The 16,020-nt window shown below is 68.1% G+C and carries 16 protein-coding genes and 1 pseudogene; 7 read left to right on the forward strand and 10 right to left on the reverse strand.

Features of this window, described 5'->3' with window-relative positions; translation table 11 throughout:
• The first annotated feature begins 36 nt into the window (after window positions 1–36).
• The 7 genes from AC5P7A_RS07695 to AC5P7A_RS07725 all read left to right on the forward strand — a co-directional run bounded on the left by AC5P7A_RS07695 (window position 37) and on the right by AC5P7A_RS07725 (window position 6,010).
• Window positions 37–1,197, forward strand: coding sequence for an MFS transporter (locus AC5P7A_RS07695; protein ID WP_014645977.1), 1,161 nt, complete (start codon window positions 37–39; stop codon window positions 1,195–1,197).
• A gap of 536 nt (window positions 1,198–1,733) precedes the next feature.
• A complete protein-coding gene (locus tag AC5P7A_RS07700; protein WP_005415338.1) occupies window positions 1,734–2,354 on the forward strand; it encodes a LemA family protein in 621 nt (206 codons plus the stop codon).
• 3 nt (window positions 2,355–2,357) lie between these two features.
• Entirely contained in the window at window positions 2,358–3,245 is an 888-nt protein-coding gene (locus AC5P7A_RS07705) for a TPM domain-containing protein (protein ID WP_180886897.1), read from the forward strand.
• Window positions 3,245–3,739 (forward strand): TPM domain-containing protein, encoded by a 495-nt coding sequence (locus AC5P7A_RS07710; protein ID WP_262094084.1) that lies wholly within the window; start codon window positions 3,245–3,247, stop codon window positions 3,737–3,739. Before AC5P7A_RS07705 ends, AC5P7A_RS07710 begins: the two co-directional genes overlap by 1 nt.
• A 95-nt stretch (window positions 3,740–3,834) precedes the next feature.
• Window positions 3,835–4,722, forward strand: a complete 888-nt coding sequence (lgt, locus tag AC5P7A_RS07715; RefSeq protein WP_046428907.1) for a prolipoprotein diacylglyceryl transferase — start codon at window positions 3,835–3,837, stop codon at window positions 4,720–4,722.
• Window positions 4,719–5,513 carry a thymidylate synthase gene (locus tag AC5P7A_RS07720; RefSeq protein WP_075077063.1) on the forward strand — a complete coding sequence of 265 codons (795 nt, stop codon included), beginning with the start codon at window positions 4,719–4,721 and terminating at the stop codon, window positions 5,511–5,513. Before lgt ends, AC5P7A_RS07720 begins: the two co-directional genes overlap by 4 nt.
• Before the next feature lie 5 nt (window positions 5,514–5,518).
• On the forward strand, window positions 5,519–6,010 hold the full coding sequence (locus tag AC5P7A_RS07725; protein ID WP_495220026.1) for a dihydrofolate reductase: 492 nt from the start codon (window positions 5,519–5,521) through the stop codon (window positions 6,008–6,010).
• Window positions 6,011–6,099: 89 nt separating this feature from the next.
• Here the strand turns inward: AC5P7A_RS07725 and AC5P7A_RS07730 are convergent, their stop codons facing one another.
• From AC5P7A_RS07730 to AC5P7A_RS07775, 10 genes and pseudogenes are all read right to left on the reverse strand, one after another.
• Window positions 6,100–6,744 (reverse strand): DUF1287 domain-containing protein, encoded by a 645-nt coding sequence (locus AC5P7A_RS07730; RefSeq protein WP_495220011.1) that lies wholly within the window; start codon window positions 6,742–6,744, stop codon window positions 6,100–6,102.
• On the reverse strand, window positions 6,741–7,757 hold the full coding sequence (locus tag AC5P7A_RS07735; protein WP_014645985.1) for a symmetrical bis(5'-nucleosyl)-tetraphosphatase: 1,017 nt from the start codon (window positions 7,755–7,757) through the stop codon (window positions 6,741–6,743). Before AC5P7A_RS07735 ends, AC5P7A_RS07730 begins: the two co-directional genes overlap by 4 nt.
• Window positions 7,758–7,772: 15 nt before the next feature.
• Window positions 7,773–8,156, reverse strand: coding sequence for a Co2+/Mg2+ efflux facilitator ApaG/CorD (gene apaG, locus AC5P7A_RS07740; protein ID WP_008268668.1), 384 nt, complete (start codon window positions 8,154–8,156; stop codon window positions 7,773–7,775).
• 13 nt (window positions 8,157–8,169) lie between these two features.
• Window positions 8,170–8,973 (reverse strand): 16S rRNA (adenine(1518)-N(6)/adenine(1519)-N(6))-dimethyltransferase RsmA, encoded by an 804-nt coding sequence (rsmA, locus tag AC5P7A_RS07745; RefSeq protein ID WP_014645986.1) that lies wholly within the window; start codon window positions 8,971–8,973, stop codon window positions 8,170–8,172.
• Window positions 8,970–9,950: a 4-hydroxythreonine-4-phosphate dehydrogenase PdxA gene (gene pdxA, locus AC5P7A_RS07750; protein WP_046428925.1), complete on the reverse strand. Its 981-nt coding sequence runs from the start codon at window positions 9,948–9,950 to the stop codon at window positions 8,970–8,972. The genes rsmA and pdxA overlap by 4 nt, the downstream gene beginning before the upstream one ends.
• A gap of 18 nt (window positions 9,951–9,968) precedes the next feature.
• Window positions 9,969–11,300 (reverse strand): annotated as a pseudogene (locus AC5P7A_RS07755) (peptidylprolyl isomerase); the annotation flags it as partial.
• Complete coding sequence (gene lptD, locus AC5P7A_RS07760; RefSeq protein ID WP_495220012.1) at window positions 11,297–13,804, reverse strand: LPS-assembly protein LptD; 2,508 nt, start codon at window positions 13,802–13,804, stop codon at window positions 11,297–11,299. The gene lptD and the pseudogene AC5P7A_RS07755, both read right to left, overlap by 4 nt.
• A gap of 89 nt (window positions 13,805–13,893) precedes the next feature.
• Entirely contained in the window at window positions 13,894–14,832 is a 939-nt protein-coding gene (locus AC5P7A_RS07765) for a histone deacetylase family protein (RefSeq protein ID WP_014645990.1), read from the reverse strand.
• A gap of 9 nt (window positions 14,833–14,841) precedes the next feature.
• Window positions 14,842–15,396 carry a cob(I)yrinic acid a,c-diamide adenosyltransferase gene (locus AC5P7A_RS07770; protein WP_014645991.1) on the reverse strand — a complete coding sequence of 185 codons (555 nt, stop codon included), beginning with the start codon at window positions 15,394–15,396 and terminating at the stop codon, window positions 14,842–14,844.
• Between the two features lie 8 nt (window positions 15,397–15,404).
• Window positions 15,405–15,989 (reverse strand): hypothetical protein, encoded by a 585-nt coding sequence (locus tag AC5P7A_RS07775; RefSeq protein ID WP_014645992.1) that lies wholly within the window; start codon window positions 15,987–15,989, stop codon window positions 15,405–15,407.
• Window positions 15,990–16,020 lie beyond the last annotated feature (31 nt).

Consider the following 16,020-nt stretch of genomic DNA (forward strand, 5'->3'; position numbering starts at 1 on the left):
ACGCACTCCCGATTCCCGCCCCCCAGGAAACCCCCCATGAATTCCAGAGCCGCCTTGCTGGCGCTTGCCGTTGGCGCCTTCGCCATTGGAACCACCGAATTTGCCCCGATGGGCCTGTTGCCGGTCATCGCCGACGGCGTGGGCGTTGGGATCCCCACCGCCGGCATGCTGATCACCGCCTACGCCGTGGGCGTGATGCTGGGCGCGCCGGTGATGACCCTGCTGATGGGCCGTTTCGGCAAGCGCACCGCGCTGATGCTGCTGATGTCCATCTTCGTGGTCGGCAACCTGCTGTCCGCGCTGGCGCCGAACTACGGGCTGCTGCTGCTGTCGCGCCTGGTCACCAGCCTCAACCACGGTGCCTTCTTCGGCATCGGTGCGGTGGTCGCCGCCAGCCTGGTGCCGAAGGAAAAGCAGGCTGCCGCCGTGGCCACCATGTTCATGGGCCTGACCATCGCCAACATCGGCGGCGTGCCGCTGGCGACCTGGGTCGGCCAGCAGCTGGGCTGGCGCCTGTCCTTCGCCGGTACTGCGGCGCTGGGCCTGATCGCAATCACCGCGCTGGGCTTCGCGCTGCCGGCATCTGCACCGGGGCCGCGCCCGGACGTGCGCCGCGAACTGAAGGCGATCCTGCAGCCGCCGGTGCTGCTGGCGATGGCCACCACCGTGCTCGGCGCCGGTGCCATGTTCACCCTCTATACCTACGTCGCACCGGTGCTGACCGAATTGACCGGCGCCTCCAATACCTTCATCGCGATCTCGCTGGCGCTGATCGGTATCGGCTTCACCCTCGGCAACGGCATCGGTGGGCGCATGGCCGACTGGTCGCTGGATGGCGCCACACGGATCCTGCTGGCCGTCCTGGCGGTGCTGATGTTCGTGCTGCCGCTGGCCTTCATGAGCCACGCCACCGCCGCCCTCGGTGTGCTGCTGTTCGGCGCGGCGACCTTCGCCCTCGTACCGCCGCTGCAGATCCGGGTGATGCAGGCGGCCAGCGAGGCGCCGGGCCTGGCGTCGTCGATCAACGTCGGTGCGTTCAACCTGGGCAATGCGGTGGGTGCGGCGCTGGGCGGTGCGGTGATCAGCTCGGGCCTGGGCTATGCCGCGATTCCGGTGGCCGGTGGCCTGCTGGCGGCATCGGGCCTGCTGCTGGCGTGGCTGGGGCGTCCCCGCACCGCGGTGGCTGAGGCCTGCTGAGGGGAGAGGGTTTACGGCAGGGCTTGCAGCCCTGCACCCGCCGAATCAACGTCAACGGCAAAAGCCTGCATTCCGTGGGTTGGCGGGGTGGGTCCGGTTGAGGGGGACGCTGCAAGTACGTCCATGTAAGCTCGGTCGCCGCATCCATGCGGCTCACGCCCCCTCAACCGGACCCACCCCGCCTTCGACAGATTCCCGCGATCTGTCGTAACGGCGCCCCGCTCTGGTAGGTGTCGACCTTGGTCGACACGAATGCCTGAAGAACCGGCTTTTGCTTTTGATTTTTCTCTTGATCTTCCCGCGGTGCGCAGGAAATTGTCCGTGGCCGGGAGGGTGGGTTGGCTGGGGGCGTGAGCGCCATGGATGGCGCGACCGAGCCTACATGGACGTATTCACGACGTCCCCCAGCCAACCCACCCTCCCGGCCAACCCCGATATCCAGCAAACACAGCACCGCGGAGGGGGCGGCGCCCGATGGCCGGTCTTTCACCCGGACCGTGGCATGCTCGGCGCCAAGCCCACCCGGAACCTCCGCCATGCGCCTGTTCACCCGTGTCCTGCCCCTGATGCTGCTGGCCTCCCTGCTCTCCGGCTGCGGCTACAACGCCATCCAGCAGAAGGATGAGGCGGTCAAGGCCAGCTGGTCCGAAGTGCTCAACCAGTACAAGCGCCGCGCCGATCTGGTGCCCAACCTGGTGCAGACGGTGAAGGGTTTTGCCAGCCAGGAAGAGCGCGTGCTGACCGAAGTCACCAACGCCCGTTCGCGCGTCGGCCAGATCAACGTCAACGCCGACGACGAAGCCTCGCTCAAGCAGTTCCAGCAGGCCCAGGGTGAACTCGGCAGCGCACTGTCGCGGCTGCTGGTGGTCACCGAGAACTACCCGGTGCTGAAGTCCGACCAGAACTTCCGCGACCTGCAGGCCCAGCTGGAAGGCACCGAAAACCGCATCACGGTTGCGCGCGGCCGCTACATCCAGCAGGTGCAGGACTACAACACCTACATCCGTTCGTTCCCCCAGGTGATCACCGCCAAGATCTTCGGCTACAAGACCAAGCCGAACTTCACGGTGGACAACGAAGCGCAGATTTCCAACGCGCCAGCGGTCGATTTCGGCAACGCGCCGCAGCAGCAGCCGGCGCCGCAGCCGGGCCATTGACCGATGCGCCTGGCCACTGCGCTGCTGGCCCTGCTGCTGTGGCTGCCGTTGGCAGCGCAGGCACAGCCGCTGGCGCCGATTCCTGCGCTGGACTCGCCGGTGGTCGATACCACCGGCACGCTGGACGCCACGCAGAAGCAGGCGCTGGTGCAGCAGGCGATCGAGCTGCAGCAGCGCAAAGGCAGCCAGCTGCAGGTGCTGGTGGTGCCCACCACCCAGCCGGAGGACATCGCGCAATACACCACGCGGGTCTTCGACCAATGGCAGATCGGCCGCAAGGGCGTGGATGACGGCGTGCTGCTGGTGGTGGCCAAGGATGACCGGCGCGTGCGCATCGAGCCGGGCTACGGCCTTGAAGGCGCCATTCCCGATGCCATCGCCAACCGGGTCATCCAGGAATACCTGGTCCCGCGCTTCCGCAGCGGCGACTATGCCGGCGGCATCACCGATGCCACGGCGGTGCTGGTCAAGCTGATCGACGGCGAACCGCTGCCGGCACCGGTCAGCGGTCATCGCGGGCGCGAGCCCGGTGGTGGTGGCGATACCTGGTTCCTGGCGCTGTTCATCGGCGTGTTCGCCGGCAGCATCCTGCGCGGGGTCTTCTCGCGCGTGCCGCGTCCGCTGCGCGGCCTGCTCGGCGGCGCGGGTGCGGCGCTGGCAGCATTCCTGTTCACCTCCACGCTGCTGGCCAGTGGCCTGGCCGGCGTGGTCGGCCTGATCGTGGCGATGCTGTCCGGCCACCCGGGTCGCTTTGCCGGCGGTGGCGGTTGGGGCGGTGGCGGCTGGGGCGGCGGAGGCGGTTTCGGCGGGGGCGGTGGATTCGGTGGTGGTGGTGGCTGGGGCGGTGGCGGCGGCCGTTCCGGTGGCGGTGGCGCTTCGGGAGGCTGGTGATGATCCAACGTCTGTTCCGCCATGTATTCTCGCCCTCGGTGCGGCGTGCCTTCCCGCCGGCCACATTGCAGGCGATCACCGGGGCCATCGCGGCCGGTGAGCAGCGCCACGGTGGGCAGGTGATGTTCGCGGTGGAAGCGGACCTGCCGCTGGGTGCGCTGTGGCACAGGGTGACCCCGCGCCAGGCCGCCGAGCATGCCTTTGCGCGCCTGCGAACCTGGGATACCGCCCACAACAACGGCGTACTGATCTACCTGCTGCTGGCCGATCACGCGATCGAGATCGTTGCCGACCGTGGCCTGCACGGCCGGGTCAGCCCGGCGCAGTGGCAGCGGGTCTGCACCCACCTGCGCGAGGGCCTGCGCGGGGCCCATCCGGTCGAGGCATTGCAGGATGCCATCGACGAGGTCTCCAGCCTGATCGAAGGGCACTTTCCGGCCGCCACGCGGTCCGAGCATGACGCGTTGCCCGACGCGCCGCAGATCCTGGACTGAACCCTGATCTGCGGCGTGGTCCTCCGCCCGTGCCGGCCCCGGCCCCGGGCGGGGCAGGGACGCTAAAATACCCGTACTCCCGCCAGGCGTTTTCCATGATCTATTTCCACGACATCGACCCCATCGCCCTTTCGCTGGGGCCGATCAAGGTGCACTGGTACGGCATCATGTACCTGCTCGGCTTCACCGCAGCGTGGCTGCTGGGCCGCACGCGCATTGCCGCGGGGCGCCTGCCGGGCGTCGATGCCAACGGCTTCTCCGACCTGCTGTTCTACGCCATGCTCGGCGTGGTGCTGGGCGGGCGCATCGGCTACATGCTGTTCTACGCGCTGGGCGATTTCCTGCACAACCCGCTGCTGCTGTTCAAGGTGTGGGACGGCGGCATGAGCTTCCACGGTGGCCTGCTGGGCGTGCTGGGCGCCTGCTGGTGGTGGTCGCGCAAGCACAAGCTGCATTTCTTCGACACCATGGATTTCATGGCGCCGCTGGTGCCACTGGGCCTGGGCTTCGGGCGCATCGGCAACTTCATCGGCGCCGAGCTGTGGGGCAAGTACACCGACGGGACCTGGGGCGTGGTGTTCCCGTCCGGCCTGCCGGCCCCGCTGAACCAGCTCGACCACGCGACGCTGCAGGCGCAGTTCGCCACCGGCGCATTGAACCCGTACGCCCGCCATCCGTCGCAGCTGTATGAAGCGTTCCTGGAAGGCCTGGTGATGTTCGTGGTGCTGTGGGCGGTGTCGGCCAAGCCGCGCCACCGCTACCTGGTGGGTGGCCTGTTCGCGTTGATGTACGGCCTGTTCCGCTTCGCGGTGGAGTTCGTGCGCATGCCGGACAACGGCGTCTACGTGGCCTTCGACTGGCTGACCCGTGGCCAGATCCTCAGCCTGCCGCTGATCGCCTTCGGCCTGGTGCTGCTGGTGATGTCGCGCCGCGCGCCGGTGCTGCAGCCGCAGTTGCCGGTGGCTGCCGAGGGCAAGCCATGAAGCCCTACCTGGACCTGCTGGCGCACGTGCTCGAGCACGGCGCCGAGAAGAGTGATCGCACCGGTACCGGCACCCGCAGCGTGTTCGGCTGGCAGATGCGCTTCGACCTCACCGAAGGCTTTCCGCTGGTCACCACCAAGAAACTGCACCTGCGCTCGATCATCCACGAGCTGCTGTGGTTCCTGAAGGGCGACACCAACATCGGCTACCTGAAGGACAACCAGGTGCGCATCTGGGACGAGTGGGCCGACGAGAACGGCGACCTCGGCCCGGTCTACGGCAAGCAGTGGCGCAGCTGGGCCACCGCCGACGGCCGCCAGATCGACCAGATGCAGTGGCTTGTGGACGAGATCAAGCGCAACCCCGATTCGCGCCGGCTGGTGGTCAGTGCCTGGAATGTGGGCGAGCTTTCGCAGATGGCGCTGATGCCGTGCCACAACCTGTTCCAGTTCTACGTGGTGGACGGCAAGCTCAGCTGCCAGCTCTACCAGCGCAGCGGTGACATCTTCCTTGGCGTTCCGTTCAACATCGCCAGCTACGCGCTGCTGACCCACATGGTGGCGCAGGCCACCGGCCTGGGCGTGGGCGACTTCGTGCATACGCTGGGTGACGCGCACCTGTATTCGAACCATTTCGAGCAGGCCCGCGAGCAGCTGTCGCGTGAACCGCGCGCGCTGCCGAAGCTGTGGTTGAACCCGGAGGTGACCGACCTGTTCGGCTTCCAGTTCGACGACATCCGCATCGATGGCTACGACCCGCACCCGGCGATCAAGGCGCCGGTGGCGGTATGAGCGCCCTGAAGCTGTCGATGATCGTGGCGCTGGACCGCAACCGTGGCATCGGCCAGGGCAATGTCATGCCCTGGCACCTGCCGGATGACTTCAAGCACTTCAAGGCGCTCACCCTGGGCAAGCCGATCCTGATGGGGCGCAAGACGGCCGAGTCCATCGGCCGCGTGCTGCCGGGGCGGACCAACCTGGTGCTGACCCGCAGCGGCCAGGTGCCGTTCGAGGGCATGCGTGCGGTGGCGTCGCTGGCCGAGGCGAAGGCGATTGCCGAAGGCGAGGGCGCCCGCGAGCTGTGCATCATCGGCGGCGGCGAGATCTTCCACCAGTTGCTGGACCAGGCCAGTGACCTGTACCTGACCTGGGTCGATGCCGAAGTCCCCGCCGATACCCATTTCCCCGAAGTGGACGTGCAGGACTGGCAGGAAGTGAGCAGCGAGCCGCACCCGGCCGACGAACGGCACGCCTACGCGTTCCGCTTCGTGCACTACGTGCGCCGCTGATCGCAACGCACCTGTAGAGCCGAGCCATGCTCGGCTGCTTTCCGCGGACACATCCCGGAGCCGAGCATGGCTCGGCTCTACAGGATTGCCTACGGCATCCGGTAATGCCCGATGATCGCGTGCTGGAGCAGCAGGTTCTCTTCGCGCGTGCCGCGCGCGATGTTGTGCAGCACCAGCGGTGTGCCGTTGGCCAGGCGCCGGTCAGAAACGATGCCCACGTGCAGCAGGCCGTTGCCATTGAGCTTCCAGGCAACGATGTCGCCGGCCGCGTAGTCGGCGGCGAGGGCTGTGATCGGTTGCTGCCAGCCCTGGCGCTCGAACCAGCGCATCAGGTTCGGTACACGACGATGATCGATGTTGCGGTCCGGCCGTGACAGGCCCCAGATCGCCGGATAGGCACTGAAACTGCCGCGCATGTCCTCATGCACGCGTGCCTGCAGGTCCAGGCCCAGATCGCGCAGGGCGCGCACCACCACGTCCGTGCACACGCCGCGATCCAGTGGCACGTCGCCGCCAGGATAGGCCAGTACCTGGTAAGCAGGATCGTAACGGGTGGTGACGCCGACCTGCGCGCGGGCTGCGGCCACCAGTGGCGGCGAAGGGGCCTGCGGCTGCGTCGGCGCATGTGCAGCACCATCCGCAGCCGTGGGAGCAGGCGGCGAGCCGGGCTGGCAGCCGCTGGCCAGGGCCAGCGTCAGCAGCACCGTCCCTGGTGCCCAGCCGCGCCGCGTCACGCCTGCGGCGGGGGACTGTTGTGGGTGCCGCCACCCGCGCCGCCCCCTCCGCCACCACGACGGCGACGGCGGCGTGGGCCACGGTTGCCCGGGGTGGCAGCGGCGTTGCCGCCCTGTTCCTTGCCCTGCGTCGCAGCGCCGGGGCGCTCGTGCGCCGGTCGCGCCGGCGGGCGGGCGTTGGGCACGGGTGCCGGTACGTCGCGGCCCGGAACCTGCACTACGCGCAGCTCGTCGGTATCAAGCTGGAGCGCGGTCAGCTTGCCGCCCCAGACCGCGCCAGTGTCGATGGCGTGCACGCCCTGGGTGATGGTCAGGCCCAGCGCCGACCAGTGGCCGCAGACGACCTTGAGGTCGCGCTCGACCCGGCCGGGCACTTCGAACCAGGGATACAGCCCCTGTTCCTGCGTGCCCGGCGTGCCCTTGTCCTCGATGCCGATGCGCCCCCGCGGGGTGCAGTAGCGCATGCGGGTGAGCACGTTGATGATCGCGCGCGAGCGGTCGTAACCGGACAGGTTCGGGGCCCAGCTCGGCTTGTCGCCGTACATGTTGCGGAACAGCTTGCGGTAGCCGGCGCCATGCAGTTGCACCTCGACCTCGGCGGCATGCTTCTCGGCCATCTGCGTGGTCCACTTCGGCGCCAGGCCGGCGTGCACCATCATCCAGCCCAGCTCGCGGTCCACGTGCACCAGCTTCTGCAGGCGCAGCCAGTCCAGCAGTTCGTCGCGGTCCTCGGCCTGCACGATGCGCAGCAGGTCCGGGTTGACCTTGCGCTGTTCCTCTTCGGTACGCGAACCGACGGCCAGCAGCGAAAGATCATGGTTGCCCAGCACCACCACGCTGTGCTCGCGCAGCGAGTGCACCAGCCGCAGCGTTTCCAGCGACTGCCCGCCGCGGTTGACCAGGTCGCCGCAGAACCACAGGGTGTCCTGCGCCGGGTCGAAGCGGATCTTCTCCAGCAATCGCTGGGTGACGTCATAGCAGCCCTGCAGGTCGCCGATCGCCCACACACTCATCGTTCGGCCTCCGTGTCAGTGCAGGGTACGCGGCACGGCCAGCACGAAGGGTGCGACCGGCGCGGCAAATTCGGTGCCATCGTCGGCGACCATGTCGTAGTGCCCCTGCATGGTCCCGTGATCGGTCCCCAGCATGACACCGGACGTGTAACGGAAGTCTTCACCGGGGCGCAGCCGCGGCTGCTCGCCGATCACCCCGTCGCCATCGACATGCTCGACACGGCCATTGGCATCGGTGATGCGCCAGTGGCGCGCGACCAGGCGTGCCGCGACCCGCCCCTGGTTGTGGATGCGGATCGTGTAGGCGAACGCAAAGCGACCGTCTTCCGGCGCGGATTGATCGTCGAGGAAGCGCGGCGCGACTTCGACGGAGATGGCATAAACGTCAGCGTCTTCCATACCGGCAGTGTAATCAGGAGGCATTGGCCAAAGCGATGAATTCGGCCACGTCCAGCTGTTCGGCGCGGGCATCGGGACGCACGCCGGCGGCGATGAACTGCTCGGCGGACACCACGTTGTTCAGGGCATTGCGCAGGGTCTTGCGGCGCTGCCCGAAGGCGGCCTTGACCACCTCGGCGAAGCGCTTGTGGTCGTTGATGTTGATCGCGGCCGGGTCACGCGGCACCAGACGCACCACGGCCGAATCGACCTTCGGCGGCGGCCGGAACGCGCCCGGCGGCACCACGAACAGCGAGGTCACCTGGCAGTAGGCCTGCAGCATCACGCTGAGGCGGCCATACACCTTGCTGCCGGGGCCGGCCGCCATGCGGTCGACCACTTCCTTCTGCAGCATGAAGTGCATGTCGCGGATGACCGCGGCATGCTCCAGCGCATGGAACAGGATCGGCGAGGAGATGTTGTAGGGCAGGTTGCCGACCAGGCGGATCGGCTGGCCGGCGGCCAGTTCGGTGAAGTCCACGCGCAGCACGTCGCGATGAACGATGGTCAGCTCGCCCAGCGGCTCGGCGGCGGCGGTCAGCGGCGCGATCAGGTCGCGGTCGAACTCGATCACCGTCAGCGTGGGGTGCACGCGCAGCAGCGGCAGGGTGATCGCGCCCTGGCCAGGGCCGATCTCGACCAGGCGGTCGCCGTCTTTCGGGTTGACCGCCATCACGATCTTGTCGATGTAGTGGCGGTCGGCCAGGAAATGCTGGCCAAGCTGCTTCTTGGCCGGTGCGGTGAACACCGGGCCGGAGGGGGAATGCGGGGAATTCATGCGCCCAGTGTACGTTGCCGCGCAAGCTGCGCACACAGCGTCGTTGCCGCCTGCAGGCTGGAGGGATCGGCGATGCCGCGGCCGGCCAGCTCCAGCGCGGTGCCATGGTCCACCGCCACGCGCGGATAGGGCAGGCCCAGGGTCAGGTTCACCGCCTGTTCGAAGCCGGAATATTTCAGTACCGGCAGGCCCTGGTCGTGGTACATCGCCAGCACGGTGTCGAAGCCGGCCAGCTTGGCGGGCAGGAAGGCGGTATCGGCCGGCAGCGGCCCGACGAGGTCCATGCCCTCCGCGCGCAGGCGCTGCAGCAGCGGGATGACCAGATCCAGTTCTTCGCGGCCCAGGTGGCCATCTTCGCCGGCGTGCGGGTTCAGGCCGAGCACGGCGATGCGCGGCGCAGGCAGGCCGAACTCACGGCGCAGTGCGGCGTGCACCGTGCGCAGCGTGTGCTCCAGGCCGGGCGCGGTGATCGCATCGGCCACCTCGCGCAGCGGCAGGTGGGTGGTGGCCAGGGCCACGCGCACGATGTGGTTGGCCAGCATCATCACCACCTTCACCCCGGCCTGGTCGGCCAGCAGTTCAGTGGTGCCGCTGTAGGCGATGCCGCCTTCATTGATGACCGCCTTGTGCACCGGGCCGGTCACAACACCGTGCAGTTCGCCGGACAGGCAGGCCTGGCCGGCGCCGAGCAGGGCGCCGATGACCGCGCCGGCATTGGCCGGATCGGCCTGGCCGAAGCGGCTGGGCGCAGCGTTGCGGACAGCGCGCAGGCGCAGATCGCCGGGGGCGCGTGCTTCGGCGTCCTCGGGCAGCAGCTGCAGGGGCAGGTTCAGCGCGGCCGCGGCCGCGTGCAGGGTGTCCGGGTCGGCAAAGGCCAGCAGCCGGCAATCTTCACGCGGCTGCTGGACGAGGCGGACACATAGCTCCGGGCCGATCCCGGCGGGCTCGCCCGGTACCAGAGCGAGCTCGGGGCGCATCGTTCAGGACTGCGGCGGGGTGGCGGTGTTTTCCGCGCGGTCGCCGCTGCGGAAGCTGACGTAGGCTTCGCCACGCAGTTCCTGCAGGAAGCGGTTGTACTCGTCTTCCAGCTTGCGGCGGCCGATGGTCTCGCGGACCTGGGCACGCTGGTTGTCGGTGGTCACGTCGGTCTGGCGGGTCGCCACGCGCTGCACGATGTGCCAACCGGCATCGGTACGGAACGGCTGGCTGACGCCACCGTCCTGGAGGCCTTCCACCTGCTGGCCGAAGGCCGGACCGAACGCGTCGGCCGGGAACCAGCCCAGGTCACCGCCCTGGCCCTTGCTGTTGTTGTCCTCGGAGGATTCCTTGGCAACGGTCTGGAACTCGGCACCACCGGCGATGCGGGCACGCAGGGTGTCGATCTTGGCCTTGGCGGCGGCGTCGGTCTGGTGGTCGTCCACGCGCACCAGGATGTGGCGGCCGTGGAATTCGGTGACCGTATGCTCACCGGCGGCGGCGGAGCTGGCGTCACGCACTTCCACCAGCTTCAGCAGCTGGAAGCCACTCGGGCCACGGATCGGGCCGACCACTTCGCCGGGCTTCATCTTTTCCATCATCTGGGCAAAGGCCTGCGGGATTTCATCCAGGCTGCGCCAGCCCAGGTCACCGCCTTCCAGTGCATTCGGGCTGTCCGAATAGCGCACGGCTGCAGCGTTGAAGTCCAGCTCGCCCTTGTCCAGCAGGGTCTTCACACCATCGGCCTTCTTCTGGCCGGTGGCGATCTGGTCGGCGTTGGCACCGTCGGGCAGGGCGATCAGGATGTGCGCCAGGTGGTACTGGTTGCCCACCGTGGCCTGCTGCTTCAGCGCGGCGTCGACTTCACCCTCGCTGACGCTGATGCGGCTCTGCGCGAAGCTCTGGCGCAGGCGCTGCACGGTGATCTCGTCACGCACCGAGGCGCGGAAATCGTTGAAGTCGATGCCGTCATGGGCCAGGCGCTGGCGCAGGGCGTCCAGGTTCGAACCGTTCTGCTGGGCGATGGAGTTCATCGCCTGGTTCAGCTCCTGGTCGCTGACCCGGATGCCGCTGCCCTGGGCGCGGGCCACCTGCAGCTTGACCAGCACCAGGCGCTCGAGCACCTGGCGGCTGAGCACGTCTTCCGGCGGCAGCTGGTTTTCGCGGCCGGCGTACTGCGCCTTGATGTTGGCGATCGCACGCTGGAGCTCGCTCTGCAGGATCACGTCCTCATCGACGACGGCGGCGATGCGGTCAAGCGGCTGCGCCTCCTGGGCAAGCACCTGCAGGGGGGCGGACACGCTGGACACCGCCAGCAGCGAGGCGAGAAGAACGGGGAAGCGCTTGGTCATGGGATCAGGTTCGGATCGTAGTCATCCCGGGTCGCCCCGGTGTTGCTCGGCGGCACGAGATAGAGGTCGTCGCGGTTGTAGCCGAGGATAGCACGGCGCAGGGTACGGTCCGTGTCCTGGCCCAGGGAGCTCAGGCCCTTGAGCACGAACTCCAGCTGGATGGCGTTGTTCATCTCGCCTTCGCGGTTGCGGACGTAGCGGCGGGCGACCGCACGCACGGCCAGGCAGCAGCTGTCCCACTGGACGCCGGCGATGATCTCCAGCGGTTCCTTGTCCTGCAGCGAGTAGTAGTAGCGGCCGACCAGGCTCCAGCGCGCATTCAGCGGGTACAGGAACGACAGGTCGGCCTGTTCCAGCAGCGTGCGGTCATGCTTGTTGGCGGTGGCCGGGGCGCCGGAGTTGATGCGGTAACGGTAGCTGAGGTTGATCACGCCATCGTTGGGCATCAGGTAGCGGGCGCGGACGCTGGCCAGATCCTCGCGCTTGTACTTGGGGTCCCACTGGTAGGTGGCACCCAGGGTCCAGCGGTCGTTGATCATGTAGTTGCCGTCAGCGATCCACGCCGACTTGCCCTTCTCCACCGGCGCGCCACCCGGGGTGACGGTCACCCGCGATTCGTCGAAGTACTGGATCTGGCCGATGGAGGCCGAGAAGCGTTCCTTGCCGGTGGTCTGGTCGATGAAGCGGGTGCTCAGCGCCATGGTCAGCTGGTTGGCGTCGTTCTGGCGATCGGCGCCGGTATAGCGAGAATCGCGGAACAGCTGGCCCCAGCTGAAGGTGAAGTCGCGGGTGTCGAAGATCGGCAGCTCGTCCTGATCGCGGTAGGGCGTGCGCAGGTAGAACAGGCGCGGTTCCAGGGTCTGCAGGAAGGACTTGCCACCGATGCGGGTCTCGCGATCGAAGAACAGGCCGGCGTCGATGCTGCCGATCGGCAGGCTGCGGCTGGGCGAGGTGTTGCCGCGCAGCTGTTCCGGTGTGGCGGTGTTCGGGTCGATGCCCTGCGAACGCAGGATCTGGCCGCGGATGCCGTTCACGCCATCAACCAGGCCACGGTCCAGCTGGTAACCGGTATAGCGGTAGGCCAGGGTCGGCGTGACATACCAGGCCGCGCCGCTGATCGGGAACGACACGTAGGGTTTGACATCCAGCCGCGAGCCGCCGCTGACACCGATGCCGTCGGTCTGACGGCTGCCGTTGCGGGTGTACTGCAGGTCCGGTCCCGCATCAGCGCCGTACTTGAAGTTGATGTCGTCGTGGGTGAAACGCACGGCTTCGGCGTAGATGCCGGTTTCCAGCCACGGCAGGACCGGCTTGTCCCAGTTGAAATACAGGCGCGGCTGGCGGTTGTAGGCCAGCGCACCCTCGTTGAGGGTGTAGTCGGTCAGCTGCCAGCGGTCGGCCATGATGCCGGCCGTCCAGTTCCTGCCAGTGCCGTACAGGCCGATGGTGCTCTGCAGGTTCGACGCGGTGACCCCCACCAGGCGGTTGGCGAAGTCTTCCACATAGCGTTCGTCGCTGACCCAGGCCAGGTTGGCGCGGGCCTGCCAGTGGTCGTCGAGGTTGTGGTAGCCGCCGAACATCACCCGGCCGCGGTCGCGGTCGCGCAGTTTGTCGTTGGGCATGAACGCGGTCAGCAGTTCGCCGCGGCCGCCGTTGTAGAGGTAGCGGAATTCGTTGTCGAGCATCAGGCCGCGCCGGCTCATGTAGCGCGGGGTCAACGTGTCGTCGTAGTTCGGCGCCAGGTTGAAGTAGATCGGCTGTGCGTAATCGAAACCGTTGCGGCCGGACATGCCCAGCTGCGGGAACAGCAGGCCGGTCTTGCGGCGGTCGTCGATCGGGAACTTGAAGTACGGCGCCCACAGCACCGGCACCTTGCCGATGCGAAGCACGGCGTTGCGGGCGGTACCGAAGCCTTCGTCGTTGTCCACTTCGATCTGCGGCGCCGACAGCTTCCACACCGGCTGCGACGGGTCGCAGGTGGTGTAGGTGGAGCGGTGCATCTGGCCGACCGCGCCCTGCAGGTCGACCGATTCGGCATCGCCGTTGCCGCGGCGCGACACCAGCTGGTACTTGATGTCGGTGATCTTGTGGGTGTCGCTTTCCTGGTTGCCCTCGGCGCGCTTGGCGACCATGCGGATCGAGGAGTCCTGGTAGCGGACATTGCCGTCGGCGATGTAGTTGCCGGTCTCGGTATCGAAGCTGAGCTTGTCGGTGCCGACGAACTGGTCGCCACGGCGCAGGGCCACGTTGCCTTCGTACTGCGGCACGGTGGTGGTGCCCAGCAGCTGGTCACCCTCGATGTCGGTCGGCTGCTGCTCGCGCGCGGCGCTGGCGGCGGCCTTGTCCTGCCCCGGGACCGGGACCGGGATAGGGGCATCGGTGAACGCGGGAATCACGTCGGTAGCCGGGCACAGGCCCCAGTTGAGCGGCTTTTCATCGGCCATTGCCGGCAGGCAGATGGCGATGCTCAGAGGCAGGGGAAGCAGGCGGAGGGCTCGGCGCACGCGGTTCGGATTCGGGCGAAAACGGACGGTAGCTTGCCCCATCCCTTGCATAGGGGCAATGAAGGGCGTCGGATCCTGCCGGTTCGGGTTCATCCGGAGACGCTGCCCGGTGGGGGGGGCAGCAGGGCCCGGACATGGGCCACGCTGCACTCGGCAAGGGCCTGCAGGTCATAGCCGCCTTCCAGCATCGAGACCACCCGGCCGGCCGCATGGCGGCGCGCCAGCGCATGCAGTTCGCGGGTGATCCAGGCGAAATCGTCGGTTTCCAGCATCAGGTCGGCCTGCGGATCGCGCAGGTGGGCATCGAAGCCGGCCGAAATCAGCAGCAGCTGCGGCCGGAAGTCGTCGATGGCCGGCAGCATCTCGTCGGCCCACACATTGCGGAAGCGGAAACCGCCGCTGCCGGGGGGCAGCAGGATGTTCATCAGGTTGCCGGCACCGCGGTCGCGGCGCAGGCCGGAGTTGGGGAACAGCCCGGCCTGGTGGGTGCTGTAGTACGAGACCCGGGCGTCGTGCTGGAAGATGTCCTGGGTGCCGTTGCCATGGTGGACATCGAAATCGACCACCGCGATCCGCTCCAGGCCATGACGGTCGCGGGCGTAGGCGGCGGCGATGGCGATGTTGTTGAGCAGGCAGAAGCCCATCGCAGTGCTGCTGGTGGCGTGGTGGCCCGGTGGCCGCACCGCGCAGAACGCCAGCGGGTCCTCGCCCAGCATCACCGCATCTACCGCCGCCACGCCGGCGCCGGCGGCATGCACGGCGGCACTGGCCGAGCCGGGCGAGGTCCAGGTGTCCATGTCCAGCTGTCGCAGCGGCGCGGTCTGCGGCTGCAGCACGAAGTCGAGCAGGGCGCTGTCGTGGACCCGGGTCAGTTCGCCGAACTTGGCCGGCGGCGCCTCGCGCCAGTCCAGCTGGCCGGGGAAGGCGGCGTGCAGGGCATCGAGCACATGCTGCAGGCGTTGCGGGCACTCCGGATGGCCAGGGCCGGGGTCATGCAGCAGGCAGGACGGATGGGTGAAGACCAGCATCGTGCCGACTCAGCGCTGGCGCTGCTGTGGCTGCCACAGCGCTTCGCCATGGCCATCGGCACGGGCCAGCACCCGGGCCAGCACGAACAACAGGTCCGACAGCCGGTTGAGGTACTGCAGCGCCTCGCTGCGCACGGCGTCGTGGCGGGCCAGGGTGACCGTCTCGCGCTCGGCGCGGCGGACGATGGTGCGCGCCAGGTGGCAGCGTGCGGCGGCCTCGCCACCGGCTGGCAGGATGAATTCCTTCAACATCGGCAGGCTGGCGTTGTAGTGGTCCAGCTGCTGTTCCAGTGCCGACACATCGGCGGCGTGGATCGCGGCGTGGCCGGGGATGCACAGTTCGGCGCCCAGGTCGAACAGCTGGTGCTGCAGATGCACCACCAGCGCGCGCACGTCGTCGGGCAGCGCCGTGGCCAGCAGCAGGCCGAGTGCGGCATTGGCTTCGTCGACAGTGCCGTAGGACGCCACGCGGGCATCATCCTTGGCCACGCGCTGGCCGTCGCCAAGGCCGGTACTGCCGTCGTCGCCGGTGCGGGTATAGATGCGCGAGAGGCGATGACCCATGGCGCGGCTCAGTGCCGGATGTCGCGGCGGGCCTGCTGGAGCTTCAGTACCTGCTCCACGGCCAGCTGCAGGGCGGCGGCCAGCGCCACGTAGATGGCGGTGGTGCGAAGGTACGGCCCGAACCACTGTGCGTAGTTCTGTGCCCAGCCGGCCAGCGTCGGCTCGGCCACGTTGCGGCTGGTCCAGTAGAAGCCGCCCTGCGCGAGCAGGTGACAGACCGCCACCGAGGCCACCAGCAGCAGCGCGCCCTTGGCCAGTACCGGCCAGCGTGCCCCCTGGTAGTTGCGGCCCAGCAGCATGCCGCCGGCCCACAGCGAGAAATACGCCGGCAGCAGCAGCCAGTAACCCGGCGACACGCAGTAGTGCTGCCAGAAATCCAGGCCGCTGCTGCGGATCACGATCCAGTCCACCAGCACCGCGAACACCATCAGCAGCGGGAACGCCCAGCGGGTCCAGCCAGCCAGGTAGAAGCCGCCGATGAAGAACACCGCCCAGGAGGCATCCGGGATCGCCGCGAAGTGGTTGACCCGGGTCGCCGCCAGCAACAGCACGAGTACGGACAGGACGAAGGCACGGTTGGCGGTGGCGGACATGGCAGCGGGCCCGGAGCGGATTCAGGTTTCA

The organism is Stenotrophomonas sp. YJH_SMC_65, from assembly GCF_059369475.1.